The 26,856-nt window shown below is 30.6% G+C and carries 23 protein-coding genes; 17 read left to right on the top strand and 6 right to left on the bottom strand.

The window, feature by feature from the left end:
* Window positions 1-17 precede the first annotated feature (17 nt).
* The 5 genes from FVE73_RS07060 to secA all read left to right on the top strand — a co-directional run bounded on the left by FVE73_RS07060 (window position 18) and on the right by secA (window position 6,668).
* Complete coding sequence (locus FVE73_RS07060) at window positions 18-710, top strand: ABC transporter ATP-binding protein (protein ID WP_018499132.1); 693 nt, start codon at window positions 18-20, stop codon at window positions 708-710.
* Window positions 711-1,925: an ABC transporter permease gene (locus tag FVE73_RS07055; RefSeq protein WP_018499133.1), complete on the top strand. Its 1,215-nt coding sequence runs from the start codon at window positions 711-713 to the stop codon at window positions 1,923-1,925.
* Window positions 1,926-2,199: 274 nt separating this feature from the next.
* Entirely contained in the window at window positions 2,200-3,387 is a 1,188-nt protein-coding gene (gene nspC / locus FVE73_RS07050; RefSeq protein ID WP_018499134.1) for a carboxynorspermidine decarboxylase, read from the top strand.
* A gap of 128 nt (window positions 3,388-3,515) precedes the next feature.
* Entirely contained in the window at window positions 3,516-3,929 is a 414-nt protein-coding gene (locus FVE73_RS07045) for a hypothetical protein (protein ID WP_018499135.1), read from the top strand.
* Window positions 3,930-4,007: 78 nt separating this feature from the next.
* Complete coding sequence (gene secA, locus FVE73_RS07040; RefSeq protein ID WP_018499136.1) at window positions 4,008-6,668, top strand: preprotein translocase subunit SecA; 2,661 nt, start codon at window positions 4,008-4,010, stop codon at window positions 6,666-6,668.
* A gap of 76 nt (window positions 6,669-6,744) precedes the next feature.
* On the opposite strand, the gene FVE73_RS07035 is transcribed toward secA, so the two are convergent.
* Window positions 6,745-8,049 (bottom strand): thymidine phosphorylase, encoded by a 1,305-nt coding sequence (locus FVE73_RS07035; protein WP_018499137.1) that lies wholly within the window; start codon window positions 8,047-8,049, stop codon window positions 6,745-6,747.
* Window positions 8,050-8,238: 189 nt separating this feature from the next.
* On the bottom strand, window positions 8,239-9,279 hold the full coding sequence (locus FVE73_RS07030) for a BMP family lipoprotein (RefSeq protein ID WP_018499138.1): 1,041 nt from the start codon (window positions 9,277-9,279) through the stop codon (window positions 8,239-8,241).
* A 253-nt stretch (window positions 9,280-9,532) separates the two neighbouring features.
* Between FVE73_RS07030 and FVE73_RS07025 the strand changes: the two genes are divergently transcribed.
* The 12 genes from FVE73_RS07025 to FVE73_RS06970 all read left to right on the top strand — a co-directional run bounded on the left by FVE73_RS07025 (window position 9,533) and on the right by FVE73_RS06970 (window position 23,248).
* Window positions 9,533-11,860, top strand: coding sequence for a peptidase U32 family protein (locus tag FVE73_RS07025; protein ID WP_026239090.1), 2,328 nt, complete (start codon window positions 9,533-9,535; stop codon window positions 11,858-11,860).
* Window positions 11,861-11,884: 24 nt separating this feature from the next.
* Window positions 11,885-12,973, top strand: coding sequence for an O-antigen ligase family protein (locus FVE73_RS07020; protein WP_018499140.1), 1,089 nt, complete (start codon window positions 11,885-11,887; stop codon window positions 12,971-12,973).
* 21 nt (window positions 12,974-12,994) lie between these two features.
* Window positions 12,995-13,558: an RNA methyltransferase gene (locus tag FVE73_RS07015; RefSeq protein WP_018499141.1), complete on the top strand. Its 564-nt coding sequence runs from the start codon at window positions 12,995-12,997 to the stop codon at window positions 13,556-13,558.
* Between the two features lie 45 nt (window positions 13,559-13,603).
* A complete protein-coding gene (locus tag FVE73_RS07010; protein WP_018499142.1) occupies window positions 13,604-14,023 on the top strand; it encodes a PTS-dependent dihydroxyacetone kinase phosphotransferase subunit DhaM in 420 nt (139 codons plus the stop codon).
* An 80-nt stretch (window positions 14,024-14,103) separates the two neighbouring features.
* Window positions 14,104-14,613: a ribosome maturation factor RimM gene (gene rimM, locus FVE73_RS07005; RefSeq protein ID WP_018499143.1), complete on the top strand. Its 510-nt coding sequence runs from the start codon at window positions 14,104-14,106 to the stop codon at window positions 14,611-14,613.
* Window positions 14,614-14,734: 121 nt separating this feature from the next.
* Entirely contained in the window at window positions 14,735-15,499 is a 765-nt protein-coding gene (gene trmD, locus FVE73_RS07000) for a tRNA (guanosine(37)-N1)-methyltransferase TrmD (RefSeq protein ID WP_018499144.1), read from the top strand.
* 84 nt (window positions 15,500-15,583) lie between these two features.
* The gene (gene treC / locus FVE73_RS06995) at window positions 15,584-17,269 is read left to right on the top strand and encodes an alpha,alpha-phosphotrehalase (RefSeq protein WP_018499145.1); all 1,686 of its coding nucleotides are present in this window, start codon (window positions 15,584-15,586) and stop codon (window positions 17,267-17,269) included.
* A gap of 211 nt (window positions 17,270-17,480) precedes the next feature.
* On the top strand, window positions 17,481-18,251 hold the full coding sequence (locus tag FVE73_RS06990; protein WP_018499146.1) for a competence/damage-inducible protein A: 771 nt from the start codon (window positions 17,481-17,483) through the stop codon (window positions 18,249-18,251).
* 188 nt (window positions 18,252-18,439) lie between these two features.
* Complete coding sequence (locus tag FVE73_RS06985; RefSeq protein ID WP_018499147.1) at window positions 18,440-19,675, top strand: BaiN/RdsA family NAD(P)/FAD-dependent oxidoreductase; 1,236 nt, start codon at window positions 18,440-18,442, stop codon at window positions 19,673-19,675.
* A gap of 28 nt (window positions 19,676-19,703) precedes the next feature.
* The gene (locus FVE73_RS06980) at window positions 19,704-21,368 is read left to right on the top strand and encodes an NAD(P)/FAD-dependent oxidoreductase (RefSeq protein ID WP_018499148.1); all 1,665 of its coding nucleotides are present in this window, start codon (window positions 19,704-19,706) and stop codon (window positions 21,366-21,368) included.
* Between the two features lie 2 nt (window positions 21,369-21,370).
* A complete protein-coding gene (ybaK, locus tag FVE73_RS06975) occupies window positions 21,371-21,874 on the top strand; it encodes a Cys-tRNA(Pro) deacylase (protein ID WP_018499149.1) in 504 nt (167 codons plus the stop codon).
* 276 nt (window positions 21,875-22,150) lie between these two features.
* Window positions 22,151-23,248, top strand: a complete 1,098-nt coding sequence (locus FVE73_RS06970) for an RNA-guided endonuclease TnpB family protein (protein ID WP_146997847.1) — start codon at window positions 22,151-22,153, stop codon at window positions 23,246-23,248.
* A 165-nt stretch (window positions 23,249-23,413) separates the two neighbouring features.
* On the opposite strand, the gene pcp is transcribed toward FVE73_RS06970, so the two are convergent.
* The 4 genes from pcp to FVE73_RS06950 all read right to left on the bottom strand — a co-directional run bounded on the left by pcp (window position 23,414) and on the right by FVE73_RS06950 (window position 26,752).
* Window positions 23,414-24,055, bottom strand: coding sequence for a pyroglutamyl-peptidase I (pcp, locus tag FVE73_RS06965; protein ID WP_018498987.1), 642 nt, complete (start codon window positions 24,053-24,055; stop codon window positions 23,414-23,416).
* A 126-nt stretch (window positions 24,056-24,181) separates the two neighbouring features.
* Entirely contained in the window at window positions 24,182-25,123 is a 942-nt protein-coding gene (locus tag FVE73_RS06960) for a DUF979 domain-containing protein (RefSeq protein WP_018498988.1), read from the bottom strand.
* Window positions 25,123-25,803 carry a DUF969 domain-containing protein gene (locus FVE73_RS06955; RefSeq protein WP_018498989.1) on the bottom strand — a complete coding sequence of 227 codons (681 nt, stop codon included), beginning with the start codon at window positions 25,801-25,803 and terminating at the stop codon, window positions 25,123-25,125. Before FVE73_RS06955 ends, FVE73_RS06960 begins: the two co-directional genes overlap by 1 nt.
* 160 nt (window positions 25,804-25,963) lie before the next feature.
* The gene (locus tag FVE73_RS06950; RefSeq protein WP_018498990.1) at window positions 25,964-26,752 is read right to left on the bottom strand and encodes a PhzF family phenazine biosynthesis protein; all 789 of its coding nucleotides are present in this window, start codon (window positions 26,750-26,752) and stop codon (window positions 25,964-25,966) included.
* Window positions 26,753-26,856 lie beyond the last annotated feature (104 nt).

Genomic DNA, 26,856 nt, shown 5'->3' with positions numbered 1-26,856 from the left:
AAAGGAATTATAAATTTATGATAGATGTAAAAAATATTGTAAAAACGTATAAAAATGGGAATTTGGAATTAACTGTATTAAAGGGGCTTAATCTATCAGTTAAAAAAGGAGAGCTTGTTGCATTTATGGGTCCAAGTGGAAGTGGGAAATCCACTCTTATGAACATTTTGGGGTGTCTTGACAGCCTGACTTCAGGAACATATATTTTAGACGGTCAAGATGTTTCCAAAATAAAGGGCGATGCACTAGCAAAAGTGAGAAACGAAAAAATTGGGTTTGTATTTCAGACTTTTAATTTGCTTCCTAAAATGAATGCTGTTGAAAATGTTGCACTTCCAGCACTTTATGCAGGAGTAAAAAAGTCTGAAAGAACAAAAAGAGCAATAGAAGCACTTGAGAGTGTGGGACTTGGGGATAGAATTCACCATAAGCCGAATGAGATGTCTGGAGGACAAAGGCAAAGAGTTGCAATTGCAAGAGCCATCATTAATAATCCAAGTATACTTTTGGCAGATGAGCCAACTGGAAATTTAGATTCCAAATCAACTGAGGAAATTTTGGAAATCTTTAAAAAACTGAATGATAAAGGAACAACGATTGTAATGGTAACTCATGAAGAAGATGTGGCCGAGCATTGTAAAAGAATTATTAGATTAAAAGACGGCGTGATTGAAAAAGATGAAATTGTTGTAAATCGGAGAGGAGGCTAAATGGATTTTTTAGAGTCGTTAAAGTTGTCTTTGTCCAACTTGCTTAGTTATAAAGTGAGGTCATTTTTGACGATGTTAGGTATAATAATTGGGATTGGAGCAGTTATTATGATGTCGTCATTGGGAGCTGGAATGAAGCAAAATATAACGGGAGACTTAAATAAGCTAGGAGTGGGAAATTTTAACGTTTCGATTGACACTTCTCCTGGACAAACTTATAAAACTGAAGATTTGATGACGGAAAAAGATATTGAAAATATAAAAAAAATAGAAGAAGTTGAAGCGGTTAGTCCAACTTCCAGTGCTTTTGCCAGAATTGAAGTTGATGGAAATACAAAAATGTTTATGGGAACAGGAGTTACGCAAGATTATTTTAAAATATCAAACTTTACTATAGTAAAAGGAAGAAAATTTTTACCAAGCGAGTATAAAAAAGATGGAAGGTTCATAATAATTGACAGTTCTACAGCAGAGCAGCTGTATCCAGATGAAAACCCGATAGGAAAGAAGGTAACTCTAAACTTTAAAAAGAACAGATATGAATTAGTCATTGTCGGAGTGTATAAAGATCCCTATTCAAGTCTAAATTTTGGAGGTGGAGGAGGTGCTCCATCGAGCGGACTTATACCAAATCAGTTTTTAGTATTTATTAACGGAGGGGAACAGAATAAATTTGAAGAATTACAAGTAAAGGCAACTTCGGCAAATTCATTAAATATTGCAATGGCGGAAGTTAAAGATTTAATGTCAAGAAGAGGAAGTTCTTCTGATAAATATAATGTGAGATCAGAAAGTTCGGGATTAGATCAATTTAATAATATTTTAAATATGGTAACTTTATTTATCAGTGGAGTCGCTGGAATTTCATTATTTGTAGGAGGAATTGGTGTAATGAATATTATGCTTGTTAGCGTTACGGAACGAATAAGGGAAGTTGGTTTAAGAAAAGCATTAGGAGCCAGAACGAAGGATATTCTTGTGCAATTTTTGATTGAAGCAGTAATTTTGACATTTTTTGGAGGTATAATCGGAGTTGCAATTGGGTATTCTTTGGCACTTCTAATTGGTATGTTTATTAAGACATCTCCAGTATTAAGTCCAGGTGTTGTATCTGTGTGTATATTTGTTTCAACAATGATAGGACTTGTATTTGGAGTTTATCCAGCTAAAAAGGCAGCAACATTAGAACCAATGGAGGCATTGAGGACTGATTAATACTTGATTGTAGTTTAAAATCTAAATAATTATTAAATAAAAATGGATTATTCTAAAAATTAATGGGATAATCTTTTTTTTTAAATTTTTGAAAAAAGTATGATATAATATATTTGAATTTTTTTAAATGTATTGATAATTTTACTTTTTTGATGTGTCAATGTTCTTTATTAAAAAAAATTATAAAAATTAAGAAAAGTAAAAATTGAAAAATATTATATTGATTTAATTTTGTAAAAAGTCAAATACAAAAATATAAAAGGAGATGATAAAAATGTCAAAAAACAAATATATTAATATGGATATAACAAATTTGCCAACGCCAGTATTTATAGTGGATGAGAGATTGCTTAAAAGAAATCTTGAAATATTAAAAAGTGTAATTGACAGGACAGGATGTAAAATATTGCTTGCACAAAAGGGATTTTCGATGTTTTATTTTTATCCGCTGATTGGAAAGTATTTGAATGGAACTACTGCGAGTTCGTTATTTGAAGCACGGCTTGGATATGAGGAAATGGAATTGAAGAGTAAAGATAGAAAATTAGAAACTCACATTTTTAATCCGTCTTACAGGGAAGATGAATTTGATGAAATTATGAAAATTACAAATCATATTGTATTTAATTCATTTAATCAATGGAAAAAATTTAAAGATAAAGTAAGAGAATTTGAAGAAAAAAATGGTAAAAAAATTAGTTGTGGACTTAGATTGAATCCAGAATTTTCTGAAGTTGAAACAGAAATTTATAACCCAGCAGGAAGATTTTCCAGATTTGGAGTGACACTTGAAAATTTTAGGGAAGATGAACTTGAAGGATTAGATGGATTTCATTTTCATGCACTTTGTGAGCAAAATTCAGATGCTTTGGAAAATGTTCTAAAGATTTTTGAAAAAAAATTTGGGAAATATTTGTATAATATGAAATGGTTGAATTTTGGGGGAGGACATCATATTACAAGAGCAGATTATGATGTTGAAAAACTTGTAAAATGTATAAATTATATAAAGGGAAAATATGGTGTGGAGGTTTATTTAGAACCAGGAGAAGCAGTTGCACTAAATACGGGATTTTTAGTTTCAGAAGTTTTGGATATTACAAAAAATGAGATGGATATTTTATTGATGGATACTTCGGCTTCTTGTCACATGCCAGATGTAATTGAAATGCCATATCGTCCATTTATTTTTGGTTCAGGAATGTCAGGTAAAAAAAAATATACCTATAGATTGGGAGGGCCTACTTGCCTTGCCGGAGATATAATTGGGGATTATTCCTTTGATGAGCCAGTAAAAGTAGGGGATAAACTGATTTTTACTGATATGGCACATTACAGTATGGTAAAGACAAATACTTTTAATGGGATAAATTTGCCTGCGATTGCGGTTTATACTGAAAAAGGCGGAGTTGAGGTTATTAGAAGATTTACGTATGAGGATTTTAGAAATAGATTATCATAATTTTTTAAATAAATAATTAAAAATAAATATAAAAAATATTAAATATAAGTGCAATAGACAAAAGATATAATAAATGATATAATAAGTAAATTCTGACTGAAATATTTAATAAGGAATAAAAAATAGTGATGAAAAAAATGATTATAGATAGAAGAAAAAGTATAATGCTTGTGATGACTTGTATTATTTTTATGATGACTTATTCAAGTTTGATAGGAACGCCTAGTTTTAGCCATAAATTAAGTGTTTTTGTAAATGAGAATAATTTGAGCCATGAGGATATTAGGGATCTGATTGTGAAGATTAATCAGTTTAAGAGCAGGGATAATAGGCGATTTACAGAAGAATTGGAAAAAATTGGGAAAAGAAAGGAAAAAGAAAAGAAAAATAATAACTTGTTTTTTTTGTTTAAAGGAAGTCAAGATGTTATTTATTATGGAAATAGAAATTGTCAAAGCTATGATAAAATTTTTGAAAATTCCCAAGATATTTATGCTTTTTTTAGTAAAAAGAATGAAAATAATTTGAGAATACGTGAATAGAAATTGAATATTTTATAATAGGGCAGATTTGATCTGTGATTTAAAAATTTAATATACGAAAGGAAAAAATTATAAAATATGTTAAAAAAATTAGGAGAAAAAATATTTGGTACATCAGATGATAGAGAAATAAAAAAAATGCAGAAATTAGTAAACAAAATTAATGAGATTGAACCGATTTTTGAAAAACTGACAGATGAGCAGCTGCAGCATAAAACAGTGGAATTTAAAGAAAGATTAGCAAAGGAATCGCTTGATGACATATTAGTGGAAGCATTTGCGACAGTGAGAGAAACTGCTAAAAGACTATTAGGAATGCGTCATTATGATGTTCAGCTTATTGGTGGAATGATTTTGCATAAGGGAAGCATTGCGGAAATGAAGACAGGGGAAGGAAAAACTCTGATGTCAACACTTTCAATCTATTTGAATGCGTTGACAGGGAAAGGTGTGCACGTTGTAACGGTTAATGATTATCTTGCAAAGCGGGATAGAGATATTATGGCGGGACTTTTTGAGTTTTTAGGACTAACTTCAGGAGTTGTTGTTGGGAATATTACGCCAGAGCAAAGAAAAAATGCGTACAACTGTGATATTACTTATGGAACTAATAATGAATTTGGATTTGACTATTTGAGAGATAATATGGTTGGAGAACTTGATGAAAAGGTTCAACGTGGGCATAATTATGTTATTGTCGATGAAATAGATTCGATTTTGATTGATGAAGCAAGAACGCCGCTTATTATTTCGGGAGCTGCTGAAGAAACTACAGAGTGGTATAATACTTTTGCAGAAGTTGCTAAAAAACTTAAAAGAAGTTACAAGACTGAAGAAATTAAAGATAAGAAAAATACAGTTATCCCTGATGAAGACTGGGAAGACTATGAAGTTGATGAAAAGTCGCATACGGTTACAATTACTGATAAAGGGATTAAAAATGTTGAAAGAATATTGAAAATTGAAAATTTGTATTCGCCGGAATATGTTGAACTGACACATTTTTTGACACAGGCATTGAAGGCAAAGGAATTATTTAAATTAGATAGGGATTATATTATTAATGATGATAATGAAGTTATTATAGTTGATGAATTTACTGGACGTCTTATGGAAGGAAGACGTTATTCAGATGGACTGCATCAGGCTATAGAGGCTAAGGAAAAATTAGAAGTTGCAGGGGAAAATCAAACACTTGCGACAATTACACTGCAAAACTATTTTAGAATGTATGAAAAACTTTCAGGAATGACAGGGACTGCAAAAACAGAAGAAGATGAATTTAAACAAATTTATAAGTTAAAAGTTATTGTAGTGCCTACAAATAGACCTGTAGCCAGAGTTGACCTGCCAGATGTAATTTATATGAATAAAAATGCTAAATATAAAGCGATTGCAAGAAAAATAGAAGAACTTTATGAAAAGGGACAGCCAGTTCTTGTCGGTACAGCTTCAATACAGCATTCTGAAGAAGTATCAGCACTTCTTAAAAAGGCAAAAATTCCGCATGAAATATTAAATGCAAAACATCACGAAAGAGAAGCGGAAATTATAGCGCAAGCTGGGCGTTTTAAAACAGTAACGATTGCAACAAATATGGCAGGACGTGGAACAGATATAAAACTTGGTGGAGATGCAGAGTCTTTTGCTACAAAAGTTGCAGTTAAGGGAACACCAGAATACGAAGATGTTTATAAAACTTATGCGAAGGAATGTGAAGAGGATAAAAAACGGGTTATTGAAGCTGGAGGGCTGTTTATTTTAGGAACTGAAAGACACGAAAGCAGACGTATTGACAATCAGTTAAGAGGACGTGCTGGACGTCAAGGAGATCCAGGAACATCTGAATTTTATTTGTCGCTAGATGATGACTTGATGAGATTATTTGGTGGAGATAAGTTAAAAGCAATGATGAAAATGTTAAAAATTGATGAAGATGAGGAAATTCGTCATAAACAAATCAGTAAATCTGTAGAAAATGCACAAAAACGTATTGAAAGCAGAAATTTTTCATCAAGAAAAAGTCTTATTGAATATGATGATGTAAACAATACTCAAAGAGAAGTTGTCTATGAACAAAGGGATGCAATTTTGAAAAATGAAAATCTTAAGGAATTGATTACTGGAATGATTTCAGATACAGTGGATGATATTGTAAATTCGGCTTATGTTGGTGAAGGCAATGGAGAAAAGGATTTTAATTTATTGGCAGACAAATTTCAAGAAACATTTGAATATGAAATTTCAGAAGATTTACAAAATGCAAGCGCTGAAGAAATTTCTGACAAAGTTTATGATGACTTAATAAAAGTTTATGATGAAAAGGAAGAAGCTATTGGAAGTGAAGTATTTAGAAGAATTGAAAGATATATTATGCTTGAAGTACTAGATTCTAAATGGCGACAACATTTGAAGGATTTGACAGAATTGCGTGAAGGAATAAGATTACGTTCTTATGGACAAAGAAACCCGATTCACGATTATAAAATCGTAGCTTTTGATGTTTATAATGAAATGATAGATGCGATAAAACGTGAAACAAGTTCATTTATCCTTAAATTAAGAGTTCGTAGCGAAGAAGATACAAATAATTTGACACATGAAGAAGTTTCAAATGTAAAATACGAACATAATGAAAATGAAATGATTGGTGACGATGTTCCAAATGATGCGGCAAACAAACCAAGACGTCCACTTTCACGAAGAGAAAGAAGAGAACGTGAAAGAAGGAATGTATAAAAATTCTTGATTAATATAAAACTACACCCGAAATCTTAAAAGAACAAGATAGAAAAGTGTAGTTTTTTTATATTTTTTATTCTATTATTTCTAAAATAGCTTTTGGTTTTTCAACTTTTTCTTTAGTCAGTTCAAAAGCCTCCAAAACCATATTTTGAGATTCGTTAATATTTTTATTGTCATTATAATAAATCTCAGCAATTTTTTCATTTTTTTCAATTTTTTCTCCCACTTTTTTAAAGATATTTATTCCTACTGAATGATCAATTTTATCTTCTTTTTTAGCGCGTCCAGCACCAATAATCATTGCAGCCTTCCCAATTTTTTCTGTTTTTATTCTTTTTATATATCCTGCATTTTCAGAAAAAATTTCTATTTTATATTTGGCTTTTGGAAGCAAATCGTAATTATTTACAAGTTCCTTATTTCCACCGCTTTCTCCAATAAATTCAGCTAATATCTGTAATGCGTTTTCGTTTTTTATAACTTTGTCTATTTTTTCATAAGCCTCGCAAAGTTCTGATATTTCCCCTTTTTCCTTTAATGCAAGTCCTACAATTGTATAGACAACTTCTTTCACATCATCAGCACAATTTCCTTTTAGAAATTCTATTGCCTCAATAATTTCATTTGCATTTCCAACTGCATATCCTAGCGGCTCATCCATATTGCTAAGCACAACCTTAACTTTTCTGCCTGCTCCTTTACCAATTTCCATCATTCGTTCTGCTAATTTTTTAGCTTGATCCAAATTTTTCATAAAAGCTCCATCTCCAACTTTCACGTCTAGAATTATAACATCCGAATGAATAGCCAATTTTTTACTCATAATGCTGCTTGCAATTAGTGGAATACTTGGAACAGTTGCTGTAACATCACGTAAAGAATATAGTTTTTTGTCAAGTGGGACAATTTTATCGCTGTAACCCATAAGACCGATTCCAGTTTTATTGGCAATTTTTGCGAGTTCTTCTCTTGTTGTTGAAAATTTGAAGCCTTGAATTGATTCAAATTTATCAATTGTTCCGCCAGTATGACCAAGACCTTTTCCAGATAGTTTTACATTTCCCATTCCAAGTGCTGATAAAATGGGAGAAAGAATGACTGTAACTTTGTCACCAACTCCGCCAGTGCTGTGCTTATCAACGAGAAATCTATTTATTTCATCAAATTTTATAGTATCTCCAGAATCTCGCATTAACATTGTAAATTTTAATAATTCGTTTTTTGTCATATCGTTAAAATAAACAGCCATAAGAAATGCCGTCATCTGATAGTCAGGTATATTTCCCGATAAATACCCATTTAATAAAAATTCAATTTCCATTTCTGAAAGTTCGTTATTATCACGTTTTTTTTGAATTATATCCACAGCTCTCATAAAATCATCTCCTATTTAATTCTAAATTTTCTAATAAAGAAAAGGCTGTAAAAGAATGATATTTAATTTTTATATCAATTCTAAAACAGCCGTTGGTAATTTTTTGAATTTGAAGAAATACTTGTATAGTAATTACATAATTATAATTTGTAATTACTGGAATTATCAAATATCAAATAATTTATTTGATTATATTGAAGGTTTTACTATAATTTTTCCATCTTTAATATCTTGTTTAATTTGTTCAAGACGTTTGATATTTTCTTCACCAATTTTATCTTTTGTAAATTCAAAGTCTGTGGTTCCTACTCCATTTTCCTTGATTCCAAAAGTTTGTACTTTTGCTTGGAATTTTCCTTCGGCAGTAGTTTTTATAACATCAAATACTGCATTGTCAACATATTTCATCATAGAAGTTAAGATTGTTCCAGGATACAGGGAATCTTGGTTAGAATCTACACCAATTCCATAAACATTTTTTTCTTTAACTGCTTGGAATACTCCAAGTCCGCTTGCTCCAGCTGCGTGATAAATTACATCTGCACCTTGTTGAATTAATGTTTCTGTTTTTGCTTTAGCTGACGCTTGATCGTTGAAAGAATTGCTTCCTCCGATGTAAACAGGTAAAACTTTGATGCTAGGTTTTACATATCTTGCACCTTGTGCATATCCAGCATAAAATCTGTTAATTAGTTCAGATTCATTTGCTCCAACGAATCCAATAGTTCCTGTTTTATCCATCATTCCAGCTAATGCACCTACAAGGAATGACCCTTCATGTTCTTTAAATAAGATAGAAGCAACATTTGGAAGGCCAGTTACAGTTTCATCAATTATTGCAAATTTTTGATCTGGGAACGCTTTGGCTACTGCAACTAACGAATCTTTCATTGTATAACCAACTGCAATAATTAAGTCAAATTCACCAGTTTCTGCAAATTGTGTCAAAGCATTTTTTGCTTCTGTCGCTGGGTCTTTTGGCTCATATTCTTTAAAAGAAATCCCAAGTTCCTTCTGAGCCTTTTGCAATCCTCTAAAAGTTGCATCATTAAACGATTTGTCACCTTTTCCACCTGTAGAGTAAACTACTGCAACAGATTTTTTAGAATTTGTTGAATCAGTAAAAGTTTTTCCATCTTTTACCTGCTCTCCAGTAGCTGGCTTATTTCCACAAGCTGCGATTAACATTAGTGCAAAAATTACACTAAAAATTGTTAAAATTCTTTTCATTTTCTCCTCCTAAAAATTTTATATTTTTTTCTATAATTAATTATACCTTATTTTTTTGAATTTTTAAATGATTTTTTTGAAAAATTTTTTTGTAGTAAATTGCAAATGTAAATTTCACTTTTTATGAAATATATAAGAAAAATAAATTGGAAAAAAATAGCAAATTTGCTATAATATAAAAAATGAAAAAATTTGGAAAAATGGAGAGAAAATTAAGTTGAAACATGAAATAGATTTTGATAAAAAGAGAAAAATGAATATTCTGGCACCAGCAGGAAATTATGAAAAACTGGTTGCGGCGGTAAAGGCTGGGGCTAATGAGGTATTTTTTGGTCTGAAGGGATTTGGGGCTAGAAGAAATAATGAAAATCTGGCTATGCAGGAGGTATTTGACGGGATTGACTATGCTCATTCACGTGGGGTTAAAACGCTTATGACTTTGAATACGATTTTAAAGGACAGCGAAATTAACAGTATGTACAATAATGTCAAAAGGGTTTATGAACACGGGATTGATGCTGTTATTGTGCAGGATTTGGGATTTGTGAAGTTTTTAAAGGAAAATTTTCCAAATTTGAAGATTCACGGAAGTACACAAATGACTGTGGCAAATCATGTAGAAGCCAATAAATTAAAGGAACTGGGTTTAACTCGTGTCTGTCTTGCAAGAGAGCTTTCTTTTGAAGAGATAAAAAGTATCCGTGAAAAGACTGACATAGAGCTGGAAATCTTTGTTTCAGGTTCACTATGCATTTCCTATTCTGGAAATTGCTACATAAGCAGCTTTATTGGGGGAAGAAGTGGAAATCGTGGACTTTGTGCATATTCTTGCCGTAAAAAGTTTACAGATGAAAATGGAAAAAGTGCATATTTTTTAAGTCCAAATGACCAGCTTCTGCAGGAAAAGGAAATTAATTTGCTAAAAAGCATTGGAATTGATGCGATAAAAGTTGAAGGTCGGAAAAAATCGAGCGAATATGTTTATGAAACCGTAAGTTATTACGATAATATTTTAAAAGGGACTCCACGGCCGACAGAAAGCTACAAGCTGTTTAACCGTGGATATTCAAAGGGATATTTTTATTTGGATGACAAACTTATGAACTTTAAATATTCTTCAAATTTTGGATATTTTCTGGGAGTGAGAATTGGTGAGTCAAATAATTTCAAAATTGATGACAAATTAATTTTAGGAGATGGAGTTCAATTTGTAGATGAAAATTTTGAACAGATTGGCGGAGAATATGTAAATAAAATTAGGATTATTGAAGCTTATGAGAATGGAAATAACGAGAATAGGGAGTTTGGAAAAAAAGATTCTGAAAAGAAAAATAAAAAACAGAACCCAAAAAGTAAAGGTAAGGAAAATGAAGATAAAAAAGCTGAAGAAAAAACTTCAAAAGCTGATAAATACGATATTATTTCCATTGGAAAATTGCCAAAAGGGACAAAGTACATTTATAAAAATTATTCTAAAGAGATTAACGACAGAATTATTCATAATATAAAGGTTTCCAAAAGATATGCGGCTGTTAATGCAAAATTGCTGGCAAAAAAAGGGCAGGAAATTGAACTTACACTGGAAATTGAAAACTTGAAAAATGAGATAATTTCTGCTACGAAAAAAGGGAATATTATCGAGCAGGATGCCAGAAAATTAATTACGAAGGAGCAAATTGCCGAAAAAATTGGAGAGTTAGGGGATACAACTTTTGAGCTTGGAAAAATTCAGATTGACTATGATGGAACTTCGTTTATTCCCTTTAGTGAACTGAAAAATTTGAAAAGGGAATGTGTTTCAGAACTTTTGGAAAAATTGCTGGAATCATATAAAAGAACAGCTGCTGAGCGAAAAAAATATGATTTTGAATTAAATAAAAATTCTGAAATCAAGGAAAATGAAAATACAGAAAATAAGAAAAGACCAGTTATTTCAGCACTTGTTGCAAATGATGAGCAGGAAAAAGCCTGTCGTGAAACGGGAATAACAAAAATTTACCGAAAACAGTTTGATGTTGCCAAAGAAAAGAACTTGTCCAAAACAGATAAAATAAAAATTGGAACAAATTTAGTTTCTAACCTTTATCAGGCAATTATGGGAGAAAAAACTGGAGCAAAAGGGCAGTCCTTAGATTGGAACTTAAACGTTTTCAATAATCATACAATTGAAATGTTTTCTAACTTTAAAAATTTAGAAACGGTATTTTTATCGCCAGAATTAAGCTGTCGACAGTTAAAAAACATAAAATCTGATAAATTGAAAAAGGGTCTTGTGATTTACGGTTATCTAAAGGGAATGTATATTGAGCATAAAATTTTTGATGAGAATTACAAAGAATTGGAAGGAGAATTTTATGATAAGTATAAAATTGTGAAAAATGAGCTGGATAACATTGAGCTTTATTTGGATAAACCAATGAATTTGATTCCAAGGCTAAATGAGATTTATGAACTGGATTTGGATGAATTGAGGCTGGATTTTACGTTTGAAAATGCTGATGAAGTAAGAAAGATTATAAAAAGTGTTGATACGAAAAGTGGGAAATATACTCCTTATGCTTTTGAACAGGGAGTTTTATAAATTTTTAAAATTAAAGGAGGAACCTTGGAAATTGAGAAAAGACAGAAATATCTGGAAAAATTATATTTACTTTTAGGTGCATCAATTTTTGTGCATTATGCTTTGGTTATTTTATTTAATATTTTAATATTAATAAATATTTTTACAACTGGAGAATATAAAAAGATATTTAAAGATAAATCGCTTATTACTGTGGGAATCGTTCTTGGATTTTCCCTTATAACATCTGCCTTTTACAAAAATATTTTGGGATTAATGGCAATTCCAATATTTTTGTGCATTATAGTTGGACGTTATTATACATTGATTGTAAATGTGGAATTTAAAAAAAATAATCTGGAATGGATGGCAAAATTTTCTGGAATATCGCTTTTTATTGGAATTGGAGAATTTCTATTCACGCATAACAGAGTAGGATATTTTGCATATTTTAATCCAAATTATCTTGGAAGCATTATGATGATGTCGGCAATTATAAATTTATATTTTACTTTTGAAAAAAGGTCAAAAATTAATTTTGTCATATTTATTATGAATATTCTGACAATTTTGATAACAGGCTCAAGATCATCATTAATTGCAGTAATTCTTGGAATGTTTGTACTTTTTTTCTATTTTTTGAAAAGACGATATTTTGCAGGATTAATCTTAATGCTTGTGTCATATATTTTTGGAGTAATTTCAGGAGTTTTTCCATTTTTGCGGGAAAGTACGTTAATAGAATATTTTTGGTTAAGAATAGAAATCATTGATATGGCAATTAGAATTTTCAAAAAAACAAATCTTTTATACGGACACGGGAACTTTTTTTACTATAAATTTACGAATTACGTGTATCCACATTCGCATAATGCATTGGTAGAATTGCTTTTAAGCTATGGGTTAATTGGAACAATAGCTTTACTTACTGTATTTTTACGATATTTATACGATATTTTGAAAAATGACAGGAATAATGTTATGAAAATTGCTTTAATTGCTGGAATTGTAGTTCATAATTTTACTGACTTTGCAATTTTTTGGATACAGACTGTACTTTTATTTATTATGGCTTTGGCTTATAAGGAAAAAAATGAGAAAATACGTGGCTATAGACAAATACAAAATAAATAAAAAAAGAGGAAGGAACAAAAAATGAGAGATAATATATATGTGGGACTTGTCCACTATCCTGTATACAATAAAAATAACGCAGTTGTAGCGACTTCCGTTACAAACTTTGATATACACGATATTTCTAGAACATGCAGAACTTATGATATAAAAAAATATTTCATAATTACTCCAGTTGATGCCCAGAAGGAGCTGACAGGCAGAATAATCGGCTACTGGACTGAAGGAAACGGAATAGAATTTAATAAAAATCGAAATGAAGCCTTTGAAAATACAGAACTTGAAGATTCTGTCCAAAGTGCTATAAAAACTATTGAAAAAATTGAAGGAAAAAAGCCAAAAATTATTACAACTTCAGCAAAAATTTTTCCAAATACTGTTGGATATGCTGATTTAGGTAAAGAAATCATTGAAGATGATACTCCATACTTAATTTTATTTGGAACTGGATGGGGACTTACAAGCGAAATTATGGATTTATCCTACAAAATTTTAGAGCCAATTCGTGGAAAAACTCAATATAATCATTTATGTGTCAGAAGTGCTGTTTCAATAGTTTTAGATAGATTATTAGGTGAAAATTAAATTAAAAATATGTAGAAAATCTGAAAGGAGAAAATAAGCGGAAATATGAAAGCAAAAAATAAAGGATTAGTAGGAATTGTAGTAGTCAGCCACAGTAATACACTTGCAGAAGAAGTTATTAACTTTGTAAAAGTGTTCAAGCAAGAGGATTTTGCCTTGGAAAATGGGGGTAATGCGAAAAGGGAGGTTTATGGAACAAATGTTGAAAATGTTAAGCAGGCCATACTTCGTGCAGATAAAGGAGCAGGAGTGCTTGTCTTTGTCGATATGGGAAGTTCTGTATTTAATGCAGTTAAGGCAATAAAGGAATTGGAAGGACAAGTTGAAGCTAAAATTGCAGATGCTCCGTTTTTGGAGGGGGTAATTTCAGCAGTTGCAGGTAATTTTAATGGAATTGACCTGAATGATTTGAAAATAATTGCTGAAGATAGCAGAAAATTTACAAAATTAAGAAAGGAAATTTAACCAAAATTAAAAATAAAGCAAGGGGTCTTGACTCCTTGTCAAAATGAAAAAATTAAGAAAGTGAGAAATAATAGTAAATAATGGAAAACTTAGTAAATATAGGAACAATTGTTGGAACACACCATTTACGAGGAAGCGTCAAAATTAACTCAATTTTTGAAAACATTGAACTTATCCAAAATGAGCGTGTTCTCCTTGAAAAAAATGATAAAAAAAGATTGCTTGTTGTAAAAAATGTAAAAAGATTAAATGACAAAAAAGTAATTTTAGATTTTGAAGGAATTGACAATGTTGATAGTGCAAAGGAATTAAATGGCTATAAAGTTAAAATTCGACGTGATTTATTGCCAGAAAAAAGTGAGGATAACTTTTATATAAAAGATATATTTGGACTAGAAGTATTTTCTGAAAATAAGAAAATTGGTGAAATTGTTGATGTAATGGAAACTGCTGCCCATAATATTTTAATTATCGAAGATATTGATTCCAAAAAAGAAATCATGATTCCACTAATTGATGAATTTGTAACAAAAATTGACTTTCCAAACGGGAAAATGGAAGTAACTCTAATTGATGGAATGCGAGAATAATAAAATCTAATATAATTTTATTAGATTCGTTGTAAATTTAGATTGTATGAGCAAGAGGCTTTTTCTCTTGTTGTTAAATAAAAAAATATAATAAAGTTATTTATAAAAGGGAGTAAAATCAATGAAATTTAACGTACTCACACTATTTCCAGAATTATTTGAGCAATATTTATCACAAACAATTCTAAAAAGAGCAAGTGATAAAGATATCATCAATTTTAATATTGTAAACATCAGAGATTATGCCAGAAATAAACACAATCAAATGGATGACATCCCTTTTGGCGGTGGTGCAGGAATGGTTCTAAAGCCAGAAGCCTACTGGAACTTCTTTTATGAAAACTACGATTTTTATAATAACGAAAATAAAAATTCAAAAAAGCCTTACGTAATTTTTTTATCTCCACAAGGAAAACAGCTAACCCATAAAAAAGTTACAGAATTTTCCAAAAAGGAGGAAATTGTCCTTATTTCAGGTCGTTACGAAGGATTAGATCAAAGAGTAATTGACAAATTTGTAGATGAGGAAATTTCTATTGGTGATTATGTCCTAAGTAGCGGAGATTTGCCATCCCTTGTAATTATGGATTCTGTAATTCGTATAAAAGAAGGAGTAATAAAAAAAGAATCTTTTGAAACAGATTCATTTTATAATGGACTATTGGGATTTCCACAATATACAAGACCGGTAGAAATTGATGGCTTTACTGTTCCGGAAGTTCTGCGAAGTGGAAATCATGCTAAAATTGATGAATATAGGCGATTTCATTCAATTGAAAAAACTATGAAAAATAGAATGGATTTATTTGAGAAAAAGTTGGAAAATATTAATGAAGATTTGGAATTTAAAAAGATTTACAAGAAGTATTTGAAAAATAAAAATTAGTTTGTATATCTGAAAATAATAGGATATAATAAAATAAAGATGTAAAAAATAGGAAATAAGTAAAAATTTAGGAGAGAGGTATCTATGATAAAAGATTTTGAGCAAAAATGGTGGCATAAATCTGTTGTATACCAGATTTATCCAAAGAGTTTTAATGATACAACTGGAAGTGGACAAGGAGATATAAAAGGAATTACACAAAAATTAGATTATTTGAAGAAACTAGGAGTAGAGGTTTTGTGGTTGACACCGATGTATAAATCACCTCAAAATGATAATGGATATGATATTAGTGATTATTATAATATTGATGAGAGTTATGGGATAATGGAAGATTTTGAGGAAATGTTGAACGAGGCTCACAAAAGAGGATTGAAAATAGTGATGGATATTGTCATAAATCATTCTTCGACTGAAAATGAGTGGTTTAAAAAATCTGAAGCTAGAGATCCAGAATTTGAAGATTTTTACATTTGGAAAGATCCAGTTGATGGAAAAGAGCCTACAAACTGGGAATCAAAATTTGGTGGAAATGCTTGGCAATGGAGTGAAAAGAGAGGACAATATTATTTACATCTATTTGATGTGACTCAAGCTGACTTGAATTGGGAAAATGAAAATGTTAGAAAAAAATTGTATGAAATGATTAGATATTGGTTAAATAAAGGAGTAGACGGATTTAGATTTGATGTAATTAACTTGATTTCAAAAGATCAAAGATTCTTGAATGATGATGGAACTGATACTAGATTTGTGCCTGATGGAAGAAGATATTACACAGATGGGCCTAGAATTCATGAGTTCTTGAAAGAATTACATAAAGAGGTATTTGGAGAAAGTGATTTATTGACAGTTGGAGAAATGTCATCTACTGCCATTGAAAATTGTATAAAATACTCAAATCCTGATGAAAAAGAACTTGCTATGACATTTTCATTCCATCATTTGAAAGTGGATTATCCAAATGGTGAAAAATGGGTAAAAGCACCGTTTGATTTTGTGCAATTGAAGAAAATATTATCTAAATGGCAAATTGGAATGTATGAAGGGAATGGATGGAATGCAACTTTCTGGAATAATCACGATCAGCCAAGAGCATTGTCAAGATTTGGAAATGATAAAAAATATCACGATGAATCAGCAAAAATGTTAGCGACAGTTCTTCACGGATTACAAGGAACACCTTATGTTTATCAAGGTGAAGAATTTGGAATGACAAATCCATATTTTGATAAAATCGAGAAATATCGAGATGTTGAATCGACTAACATTTATAAAATTTTGTTGGATAGAGGATGTTCTGAAGAAGAAGCTATTGAAATTTTAATGCAAAAATCAAGAGATAACTCAAGAACGCCTGTTCAATGGGATGACTCTAAAAATGCAGGATTTACAGAAGGAACACCTTGGATTTCAGTTCCAGAAAATTACAAAGAAATTAACGTGAAAAAAGCGTTGGAAGATCCAAATTCTGTATTCTATCATTATCAAAATTTGATTAAATTGAGAAGAAATGAAGAATTGTTGATAACTGGAAGATATGAAGATTTTGATATTGAAAATGAAAAGGTTTATGCTTATAAGAGAGTTGGAGAAAATGCTGAATTAATAGTAATTTCTAATTTCTATGGTGAAACTTGCGAGTTTGATGTTAAAGGATTGGATTTAGAAAATGCGTCAATTTTATTGTCAAATTACATTGAAGGGCCTAAAATTTCAAATGATAAAATTATTTTGAAACCTTATGAAAGTATTATTTTTAAAAAATAAAATAAATATTTAAATATAAATTTGCCGTTAAATAAAATTCTGAAATATGGAATTTATACAAAACCCCATTTAAATAACGAATATATTACAAATCTTTTTAGTAGTTTAAACCGGATATTTATTTTCAAGTAATTAAAATATAATTTTTGCTTTTTAAATGGGGAATAGTATTATTTAGCGGTATTTTAAATGAAAAAGAAAGGAAACTAAAATGAAAGCGGAAATTATATGTGTTGGAACAGAATTATTAGTTGGAGATATTGTAAATACGAATGCACAGTATATTTCAGCGAAGTTTACAAACATTGGGATTGATTTATATTATCAAACTACAGTTGGGGATAATTATGGACGGCTTAAAGAATGTCTGGAGAATGCTTTTAAAAGAGTTGATTTAGTAATTACTACTGGAGGACTTGGACCTACAGTTGATGATATTACGAAGGAAGTTGTGGCTGATTATTTTGAGGAAGAGCTGGAAGTTATTGAGAGGTATTATGATTTGATTGTGAAAAGATATAATGAGAGAGGCTTTGGAGAAGTGGCTTCTGGCGGAAGAAAGGAGGCTTCAATTTTAAAAAATTCAAAATTATTAGAAAATGAAGTTGGACTTGCACCTGGATTTTTTTATGAAAAGGATAATAAAAAAATAATAGTTTTACCAGGACCTCCAAGAGAAATGACATGGATGGTTGACAATCAAGTTTTGCCACTTTTGAAGCAATATTCAAATGATGTTTTATTAATGAGAACACTGGAAATAAGAGGAATTCCAGAAGGAAGAATTGATGATAGGTTAAAGAATTATTTTGAAATGTCAAATCCAACTGTTGCCCCTTATGCAAAGGAAGGGTGTGTTCACGTTAGAATTGCGATGAAGGGAGATCGTGGGAGTTCAGATTATTTGATTGCTGAAATTGATAAAATTGCAGATGAGATTAAAGAAATTTATCCGCAGGCTGTGGAAATTAAAGAAAATTAATAAAAGTACAAAGCTTGACAAAAACGTATTTATATGATATAAATAAACTGTCTAATAGGGATGCCCCATCTCTACATTTAGACTTCTTTCATACAAGAAAACGAGCACATGGCTCGTTTTTATTTTATGGTTTGACCATTTAATAAAAAATAGTATTGAATAAATAGTTAGGAGAATAAAATTATAGGATGAAAAGAGAAATAGCAATAATTGGTGGCGGTGCTTCGGGATTTTTAACAGCGATTACTGCCAAGAAGAATGGAAAAGATGTTGTCATTTTAGAAAGAAAGGACAGGGTTTTAAAAAAGGTTCTAACTACTGGAAATGGTCGATGTAATCTGACAAATGTAAATGCTTCAAATCAAAATTATTTTGGAATTGAAAAAATGAGGCAGCCAATTGAGAAAATTTTAGGAAGTTTTACTTCGCAAGATGCAATGAGATTTTTTGAAGATGAAGTTGGAATTATTTGCAACGAGGAGAATCGAGGAAAGGTTTATCCGCTTAGCGGACAGGCGGCTTCGATTGTGGATGGGCTTAGATTTTATGCGCAAAGCCTTGGAATAGAGATAATTACAGATTTTTACGCTATGAAAATTGAAAAGGAAATGTTTGATTTTAAGATAATTTCAGAAGATAAAAGGCAAATTACTGCAAAAAAGGTTGTCCTTGCCACTGGCGGTAAATCTTATCCTGAGCTGGGATCTAATGGAAGCGGGTATGAGCTGGCGAAAAAGTTTGGACATACTGTTACGAAATTAACGCCTGTTATTGTGCAGTTGAAGGCGGAAAAGGAGAAAATAAGGGGACTGAAGGGGATTAAGTCGGATGTGGAAGTTACGGCTTTTGGAGAAAATGAAGATGGAGAAAAAATAAAAATTTGTACTTATGATGGAGAATTGTTATTTACAGATTTTGGGATTTCTGGAAATGTGGTTTTTAATATTTCTTATGTTTTTCCAATTTACAAAAATGTAGAATTTGAAATTGACTTTATGCCAAAATTTACGTACAATGAGATTTTTGAAATTTTGAAAAAACGTCGAAAAATATTGAAAGATTTTACAATGGAACAGTTTTTCAATGGGGTTGTTAATAAGAAATTAGGACAATTTTTGACAAAATCTGCAGGAATAGAAAAATTATCGAAAAGTATAAATGATTTAACAGACAATGAAATTCGTAAAATTTGTACGATTTTGAAAAAATATAAAATAAAAATTATTGACACAAATGGATTTAAAGTGGCTCAAGTTACTGCTGGAGGAATTCCGTTAAGTGAAGTAAATTTAGAAAATCTAGAGTCTAAGAAAGTTAAAAATCTTTATTTTGCTGGAGAAATACTGGATGTTTATGGTGAATGTGGAGGATTTAATTTACAGTGGGCTTGGGCATCTGGATATTTTTTAGGAAAAAATATTTGATATGTAAACATATTTAAGGAGATCAACCATGATTAGAATAAATAATATAAAAATGCCTGTAATACACAATAAAAATGATTTAAAAAAAACAGTTTATAAACTTTACAGAATTAATGAAGAAGAAGTAAAGTCCTTTGAAATCGCTGGACAGGCAATTGATGCGAGAAAAAAAGATAATGTTGTATTTGTTTATGCAGTAGATATTTCCTTTAAATTTGATGAGGAAATGGAAAAGAAAAGATTTGAAAATGTAAAAAATGTTAGAAAAATTGAGAAAAAATCTTATTTTACAGAAAAAATTGAGAATTTTACAGAAAGTGAAAATATAAAACGACCTGTTGTTATAGGAAGCGGACCTGCGGGAATCTTTGCTGGGCTTGTACTTGCTGAGGCTGGATTAAAGCCAATTATTATTGAACAGGGGAAAAATGTGAACGAACGGGAAAAGGATGTTTATAATTTTTTTAAAACTGGGAAACTTGAAAAGTATTCAAATGTGCAGTTTGGAGAAGGCGGTGCTGGAACGTTTTCAGATGGAAAATTGAATACAAATACAAATAATTTCAGGATTCAAAAGGTTTATGATGAATTAATTCTCGCTGGGGCTGATCCAAAAATTAATTATATGTCAAAACCACATATTGGAACTGATAAATTAATTGAAATAATGAGAAAAATTAGGCATAAAATTGAAAGCCTTGGTGGAGAATATAGATTTAGTACAAAATTAATAAAAATAAATTATGAAAAAACAGATTCTGAAAATAATAGAATAAAAAGTATTTTAGTTGAGAATGTGAAAAATATTGAAGATACTGATGAAAACAAAACCTATGAAATTCCAGCTAATATTGTAGTCTTAGCAATTGGACATAGTGCCAGAGATACTTTCTTTATGTTAAATGAAGAAAATGTTACTATGGAGCGAAAAACCTTTTCAGTTGGAGTTAGGATTGAACATCTTCAAAGTATGATAAATCATTCTCAATATGGAAAATTTGCCAATAAATTACCAGCTGCAGAATATAAATTAAACGTGAAAACAAGCAATGGACGTGGAGTTTATACGTTCTGTATGTGTCCAGGCGGAGTTGTTGTACCGTCTTCAAGTGAGGAAGAAAGGCTTGTTGTAAATGGAATGAGTTATTCAAAAAGGGACTTGGAAAATGCAAACTCAGCAATTTTAGTAAACGTATTTCCTGAAGATTTTCCAGGAAAAAGCGTCTTAGCTGGAGTAGAATTTCAAAGAAGATTGGAAGAAAAGGCATTTGAACTTGGTGGAAGAAATTACAAGGCTCCAATTCAGTTATTTGGTGATTTTGTAAATAATAAAATTTCAACAAAATTAGGAAAAGTAAAACCAAGTTATTTGGCAGGTTATAAATTTGCAAACTTAAATGAAATTTTTCCACAATATATAAATGATTCCATTAAAGAAGGAATTTTCTTGATGGATAGAAAAATAAAGGGATTTGCCAGTTATGATGCAATTTTATCGGGAGTAGAAAGTCGTAGCTCATCTCCAGTAAAAATTCCTAGAAATGAAAAGTTTTTCTCAAATATTGAAGGACTTATGCCTTGCGGAGAAGGTGCAGGATATGCTGGCGGGATTATGTCGGCTGCGGTTGATGGGATAAAATGTGCAGAGTATGTGATTGGGTATTATCAAATGATTTGTAAAACGAAGGAGTAATTATGAAACATAAGAAAGATAAAATAGCAAAAACAAATGCTTTAAGACAACTGGATAAACAAAAAATTCCATACATTATTCATACTTATGAATGGAGTGAAGATAAAAGCGGGGGACTTGGAGTTGCTGAAAAATTTCCTGAACTTGCAGAAAGAGTTTTTAAGACAATTGTGTTGAAGGGAAAAAGTAAAAATTTATATGTCTGTGTTATTCATGGAGCAGCTCATTTGGATTTGAAAAAGGTGGCGAAGGCTTGTGGGGAAAAAAATATTGATTTGTTGCCGCTTTCAGAGCTTGAGAAGGAAACAGGATATATTCGTGGGGGATGTTCTCCTGTGGGAATGAAAAAGCTGTATAGAACTTTTTTTGATAAGGAAGTGGAGAAATTTGAAAAAATAATGGTTTCAGCTGGCAGAAGAGGATTGCAGATGGAAGTGGAAACTGAAAAATTAGTTGGAATTGTGAATGGTACAGTTGTGGATTTGTTAATGGAAGAGATTAAATAGAAATTTTATTTAAACGGTACAAATAAATAAAATCTAGTTTTTGTTTTTTAAAAGAAAGTTTACCTTTTATAAGTAAAAAATAAATAATAAAACCTGCTTTAGAATTTTTTTTAATAAAAAGATAGCAAGAAGTCTCCGACTTCTACAAGTGGGAGATGAATTGCTTTTTTTGTAAAAAAATTGAAAAAAGGATACGTCTATGATACAATTTTTGTATAAAATATCGAAGAGAAATAATTAAAAAATATATTCAAAATTAAAAGGAGGTGTAATTTTATGAAATATAATTTAGCATTCAAATACAGAATTTATCCAAATAAAGAGCAGGAATTATTGATAAATAAGACTTTTGGATGTGTTCGTTTTGTTTACAATACGATTTTGTGTATCGCTAATAAAATTTATGAAGAAACTGGAAAAAATAAAATAATTACACCTGCCAGTTTGAAAAGTGAAAATCAATTTTTAAAAGAAGTAGATAGTCTGGCACTTTCAAATGCTCAATTGAATGTAAAACGATCGTTTATGAATTTCTTTCAGAAGAGAGCGAAGTTTCCAAAGTTCAAATCTAAAAAGAATAATGTTAAAAGTTACACGACAAATTGTGTGAACAATTCGATACGAATTGAAGAAAACAAATATTTGGTTTTGCCAAAATTGAAAAAAGTAAAATTGAAATATCATAGAGAAATACCGAAGGATTACAAGATAAAGTCAGTAACATTGACAAACAGTAATGGAAATTACTATGTTTCTGTTTTGACGGAATTTGAAAAAGAAATTCAAAAAATACCAAGTAATGATAAAGTGATTGGACTTGATTTTTCAATGTCTGAATTATTTGTCAGCTCTGAAAACCAAAGAGCTGATTATCCAAGATATTTTAGGATGTTGGAGAAAAAATTGAAAAAATTACAGAAATCATTATCGAGAAAAGTAAAATTTTCTAAAAATTGGTATAGACAAAAAGCGAAAATATCAAAATTACATGAATATATTAAAAATTGTCGAAGAGATTTTTTACATAAATTATCGAAAAAATTGTCTGAAGCGTATAATGCTGTAGTTGTTGAGGATTTGAATATAAAAGGAATGAGCCAGGCATTAAATTTTGGTAAAAGTGTAGGAGATAATGGATGGGGAATGTTTTTGAAAATGCTTGAGTACAAGTTGATGTTTTTAGGGAAACAATTTTTGAAGATAGATAAGTGGTTTCCATCGTCGAAAACTTGCAGTAAATGTGGAAATATTAAAGAGGAACTGAAATTATCAGAAAGAAGTTATAAATGTGAGTGCTGTGGGATTGAAATTGATAGAGATTACAATGCGGCACTGAATATAAAAAACATTGGAAAAGCAATGTTGAAATATTAAGAAAATAAAAGAAGACAGGGTAGGAACAGCCCGAAGAGCTTGGTAAATATATTTGGCTAACAAAAGCAGATACTTCCCAAGAAGCTCCCGCTTCTAAAAGCGGGAGTAGTTCACTAAAAGCAGGCTTTTTATTTTTGATATATCTAAATGTTTAGAAAAATGTTGCTAACAAATAGTTCCCCCAGTTTCTTTAATATCTTTATCATTTTTTACAATAGCTTCAATTGCGGCAATTAAACCTTTTACAATAGTATTTAATTCCATTGATGGTGTATTTTTTTTATTAATAACTTGCTCTGGTAAAAATGGAATATGAATAAATCCAGATTTTTTGCTTTTATATTTTTTATTTATTAAATAAAGTGTACCGTAAAGAACATGATTACAGATGAAAGTTCCTGCAGTGTACGAAACTGAAGCTGGAATTTTATTTTTTTGTATGTTTTTTACCATAGCTTTTACAGGAAGATCTACAAAATATGCGTTTTCTCCATCTGGAAAAATTGACTCATCAATAGTTTGATTTCCTTCGTTGTCAGGTATTCGGAAATCATCAAGATTTATTCCAACTCGTTCAACGGAAATATCAAATCTTCCGCCTGCTTGTCCGATTGACAAGATAACATCTGGATTATGCTCTTCAATAGCCTTTTCAATTTTTTTTATAGATTTTCCTTTTACTGTCGGAATTTCCAATTTGATAATTTGTGCTCCTGCAATATTATCAGGTAATTTTTTAACTGATTCGATAGCAGGATTTATGGGCTCACCTCCAAAAGGGTCAAAGCCAGTAACTAATATTTTCATAGTATTTTTTGTATGATTTTATAAAAATAGATTTAATTTATAATTTCATACTCTCCTTTCTAGATTTTTTTTAATTTAGTTGTTTGCAAAAATTTAGAAATCTCAATAAACATAGTATTTTCAGTTTTATTTTACTCCAAATAACAATAGCATAAGTATAACATGTGTTACAAGCAGTAATAAAGCCATTGGAGCTTGGACTTTTATAATTCCATATTTATCTTTTATTTCCAAAATTGAAGCAGGGACAATATTGAAGTTTGCTGCCATTGGAGTCATAAGAGTTCCGCAATAGCCAGCGGTCATTCCTAAAGCACCAATAATAGCTGGATTTCCACCATTTTTGATAATAAATGGGATTCCAATTCCTGCAGTTATTACTGAAAATGCAGCAAAGGCATTTCCCATAATCATAGTGAATATAACCATTCCAATAGCATAAATAACGATTCCTACAAAGATATTTCCAGTTGGAACAACAGATGAAATGCTGGCGGCTATTACTTTTCCAACTCCAGCTTTAGTGAATACAGCACCTAATGCAGCAAGAAGCTGTGGCAAAATGGCAGTTGCACCAATTTGCATAAGAAGTTTTGAAGTATCTTCATTTGTTTCGCTGAATTTTGGTTTTATGATAATTGCAGCTGCTAGAAGAGCGACAAGTGACCCTCCACCGATACCTAATGCGGGTGGTATAGCAGTTTTTCCAATTTTAAATTGAAGTATTAGAAAAGCGGCAATTCCAATTAATACAGCTGGGATGAAAATTTTATTTTTTAATTTTTCACTTTGTGCGATTTTGAATTGTGAAGAAATATTTTCAAATTTTCCAATATGTAATTGTTTTGTTACAGTAATTATGGCAAGAATTACAAGAAGTCCGCCAGTAACCTTATATGGAATAGCTTCTCCAAAAATAAATATTATCCCAAGAATAGTCCAAAACAAAAATGTTCCTATTTTTGCCTTTTCATTTTTCAATCCTCTAATTCCAGTACTTATACTGACAAGTCCGCAAAGAATATAAATAATTTGTGTCAAAAGTTTTAAAAGAGCTTTTATTTCCATTATTTTTTACCTCCTTTGCTCAAAATTATTTTTTTATCATAAATATATACTTGAATAAAAGTGAAAATTATTGCAATTATCCCAATTGGTATTGAAGATAGCGCCAATTGCTTCAAAGATACAGCATATCCATTTTCCTTCAGTGTAGTCTGAATCAAAAGAAGTCCCGATGCACCGACAAATATGTTTTGTGAAAAGAAATTTCCATAATTTTCAATTGCAGCACTTAAACTTTTTAACTCTTCAGTTTGCTTTTCTGTTAAATCCTGATTTTTATGAGCTTTTGCAGCAGCTTCAGACATTGGGTAAATAAGAGGTCGTATAAACTGAATATGCCCACCAATTCTAATTGACAATGCACTCGCAATCGAACGGATTACCATATAAAGTCCTAAGATTCTACCAGCAGTCGCATTTTTTAATTTTTCAATTAAAGCTGCACTTCTTTCTCTAAGTCCATATCTTTCAAGGACTGCAATGACTGGCAAACTAATCAAAAAAATTGACATAAGTCTATTATCCACAAAAGCCTTTCCAATAATTCCAAGAATTTCAAAAAAATTCATTTTTGCAGCAATTCCAGTAGCTATACCAGCAGTAAGCACCACAGCCAGCACATCTAGCTTCAAAGAAAATCCCACTACAATAATAACAATACCAATAAGTATCCATAAATTCATAAGTATTCCTCCTAATAAAGTTTATTATTTTTTTAAAATTATCATATAATCCTAATATGATTTTACCTTGAAATAGTGAAAATGCAATAGTTTTAAGAAAAAAATAGATTTCTAATTTTATACTGCTTTTTAAGTTTTGAAAAATAGAAAATAAAATTTTTTAAATAAAAATTTCTGAAACTGCAAATAATATAGCTTTCCCACTCAATGAAACTCGATTTTTTTCTCTATTTAATCTGCAATAAAGAATTCCTGTCCGTTTGGAAGCTTGAAATGCGACAATCTCATTTTTTCCCAATTTATCTGACCAAAGTGGCACAAGATGACAATGGCCAGAGCCACAAACAGGATCTTCAGCAACATTCAATTTTGGTGCAAAAGAACGAGAAATACAATCAAATTCTGAGTTTTCATCAGATTTAGCCGTAATGTGCAAGAGAAGTCCATCAAGTAATTTAATTTTTTCCAAATTTGGCTCAAACTTTTCCACAAGTTCCGAATTTTCCAAAACACAAACTAAATCCCTGTCAATAAAGACTTCTAGCGGTTTAACTCCAATCGCATCAATTATTTCTTTCGTAATTTCAACAGATTTTAAGTTATAAGAAGGAAAATTTAACTCAAATAATTCTCCTTTTTTATGAACAGTTAAATCGCCACTCAATGTGTCAAACACGATTTTATCAATATTTTTTTCATAAAAATTAGTTATCACAAAAGCTGTCGCCAAAGTAGCATGTCCACAAAGGTCGATTTCTCCGCCAGGAGTGAACCAACGCAATCTATATTTCTCATTTTCCTTCACAGCAAAAGCCGTCTCTGACAAATTATTCTCTCTAGTAATCGAAAGCATCAAGTCGTCATCTATCCAAGAATCCATAATACACACAGCAGCAGGATTTCCTTTGAAAACAGTGTCTGTAAAGGCATCTACAACATATTGTTTCATATTTTTCCTTTCTGTTTATTTTGAAATAAAATTTAAAAAATTAGTTTTGAATACTTCAGAATATTGTATAGTAAAATGGGAAAAAATTCAAGGTTTAAATGAAT

Origin of the sequence: Leptotrichia wadei, from assembly GCF_007990545.2 — a bacterium.
GTDB classification, from domain to species: domain Bacteria; phylum Fusobacteriota; class Fusobacteriia; order Fusobacteriales; family Leptotrichiaceae; genus Leptotrichia; species Leptotrichia wadei.
Note: the sequence above shows the minus strand (reverse complement) of the source record. Positions and strands in the feature narration are given on the sequence as shown.

What these genes read in the sequence shown, in the direction of transcription:
- FVE73_RS07060 (WP_018499132.1), top strand. Translation starts at nt 18, where the DNA reads ATGATAGATGTAAAAAATATTGTAAAAACGTATAAAAATGGGAATTTG.
- FVE73_RS07055 (WP_018499133.1), top strand. Translation starts at nt 711, where the DNA reads ATGGATTTTTTAGAGTCGTTAAAGTTGTCTTTGTCCAACTTGCTTAGT.
- nspC (WP_018499134.1), top strand. Translation starts at nt 2,200, where the DNA reads ATGTCAAAAAACAAATATATTAATATGGATATAACAAATTTGCCAACG.
- FVE73_RS07045 (WP_018499135.1), top strand. Translation starts at nt 3,516, where the DNA reads ATGAAAAAAATGATTATAGATAGAAGAAAAAGTATAATGCTTGTGATG.
- secA (WP_018499136.1), top strand. Translation starts at nt 4,008, where the DNA reads ATGTTAAAAAAATTAGGAGAAAAAATATTTGGTACATCAGATGATAGA.
- FVE73_RS07035 (WP_018499137.1), bottom strand. Translation starts at nt 8,049, where the DNA reads ATGAGAGCTGTGGATATAATTCAAAAAAAACGTGATAATAACGAACTT.
- FVE73_RS07030 (WP_018499138.1), bottom strand. Translation starts at nt 9,279, where the DNA reads ATGAAAAGAATTTTAACAATTTTTAGTGTAATTTTTGCACTAATGTTA.
- FVE73_RS07025 (WP_026239090.1), top strand. Translation starts at nt 9,533, where the DNA reads ATGAATATTCTGGCACCAGCAGGAAATTATGAAAAACTGGTTGCGGCG.
- FVE73_RS07015 (WP_018499141.1), top strand. Translation starts at nt 12,995, where the DNA reads ATGAGAGATAATATATATGTGGGACTTGTCCACTATCCTGTATACAAT.
- FVE73_RS07010 (WP_018499142.1), top strand. Translation starts at nt 13,604, where the DNA reads ATGAAAGCAAAAAATAAAGGATTAGTAGGAATTGTAGTAGTCAGCCAC.
- rimM (WP_018499143.1), top strand. Translation starts at nt 14,104, where the DNA reads ATGGAAAACTTAGTAAATATAGGAACAATTGTTGGAACACACCATTTA.
- trmD (WP_018499144.1), top strand. Translation starts at nt 14,735, where the DNA reads ATGAAATTTAACGTACTCACACTATTTCCAGAATTATTTGAGCAATAT.
- treC (WP_018499145.1), top strand. Translation starts at nt 15,584, where the DNA reads ATGATAAAAGATTTTGAGCAAAAATGGTGGCATAAATCTGTTGTATAC.
- FVE73_RS06990 (WP_018499146.1), top strand. Translation starts at nt 17,481, where the DNA reads ATGAAAGCGGAAATTATATGTGTTGGAACAGAATTATTAGTTGGAGAT.
- FVE73_RS06985 (WP_018499147.1), top strand. Translation starts at nt 18,440, where the DNA reads ATGAAAAGAGAAATAGCAATAATTGGTGGCGGTGCTTCGGGATTTTTA.
- FVE73_RS06980 (WP_018499148.1), top strand. Translation starts at nt 19,704, where the DNA reads ATGATTAGAATAAATAATATAAAAATGCCTGTAATACACAATAAAAAT.
- ybaK (WP_018499149.1), top strand. Translation starts at nt 21,371, where the DNA reads ATGAAACATAAGAAAGATAAAATAGCAAAAACAAATGCTTTAAGACAA.
- FVE73_RS06970 (WP_146997847.1), top strand. Translation starts at nt 22,151, where the DNA reads ATGAAATATAATTTAGCATTCAAATACAGAATTTATCCAAATAAAGAG.
- pcp (WP_018498987.1), bottom strand. Translation starts at nt 24,055, where the DNA reads ATGAAAATATTAGTTACTGGCTTTGACCCTTTTGGAGGTGAGCCCATA.
- FVE73_RS06960 (WP_018498988.1), bottom strand. Translation starts at nt 25,123, where the DNA reads ATGGAAATAAAAGCTCTTTTAAAACTTTTGACACAAATTATTTATATT.
- FVE73_RS06955 (WP_018498989.1), bottom strand. Translation starts at nt 25,803, where the DNA reads ATGAATTTATGGATACTTATTGGTATTGTTATTATTGTAGTGGGATTT.
- FVE73_RS06950 (WP_018498990.1), bottom strand. Translation starts at nt 26,752, where the DNA reads ATGAAACAATATGTTGTAGATGCCTTTACAGACACTGTTTTCAAAGGA.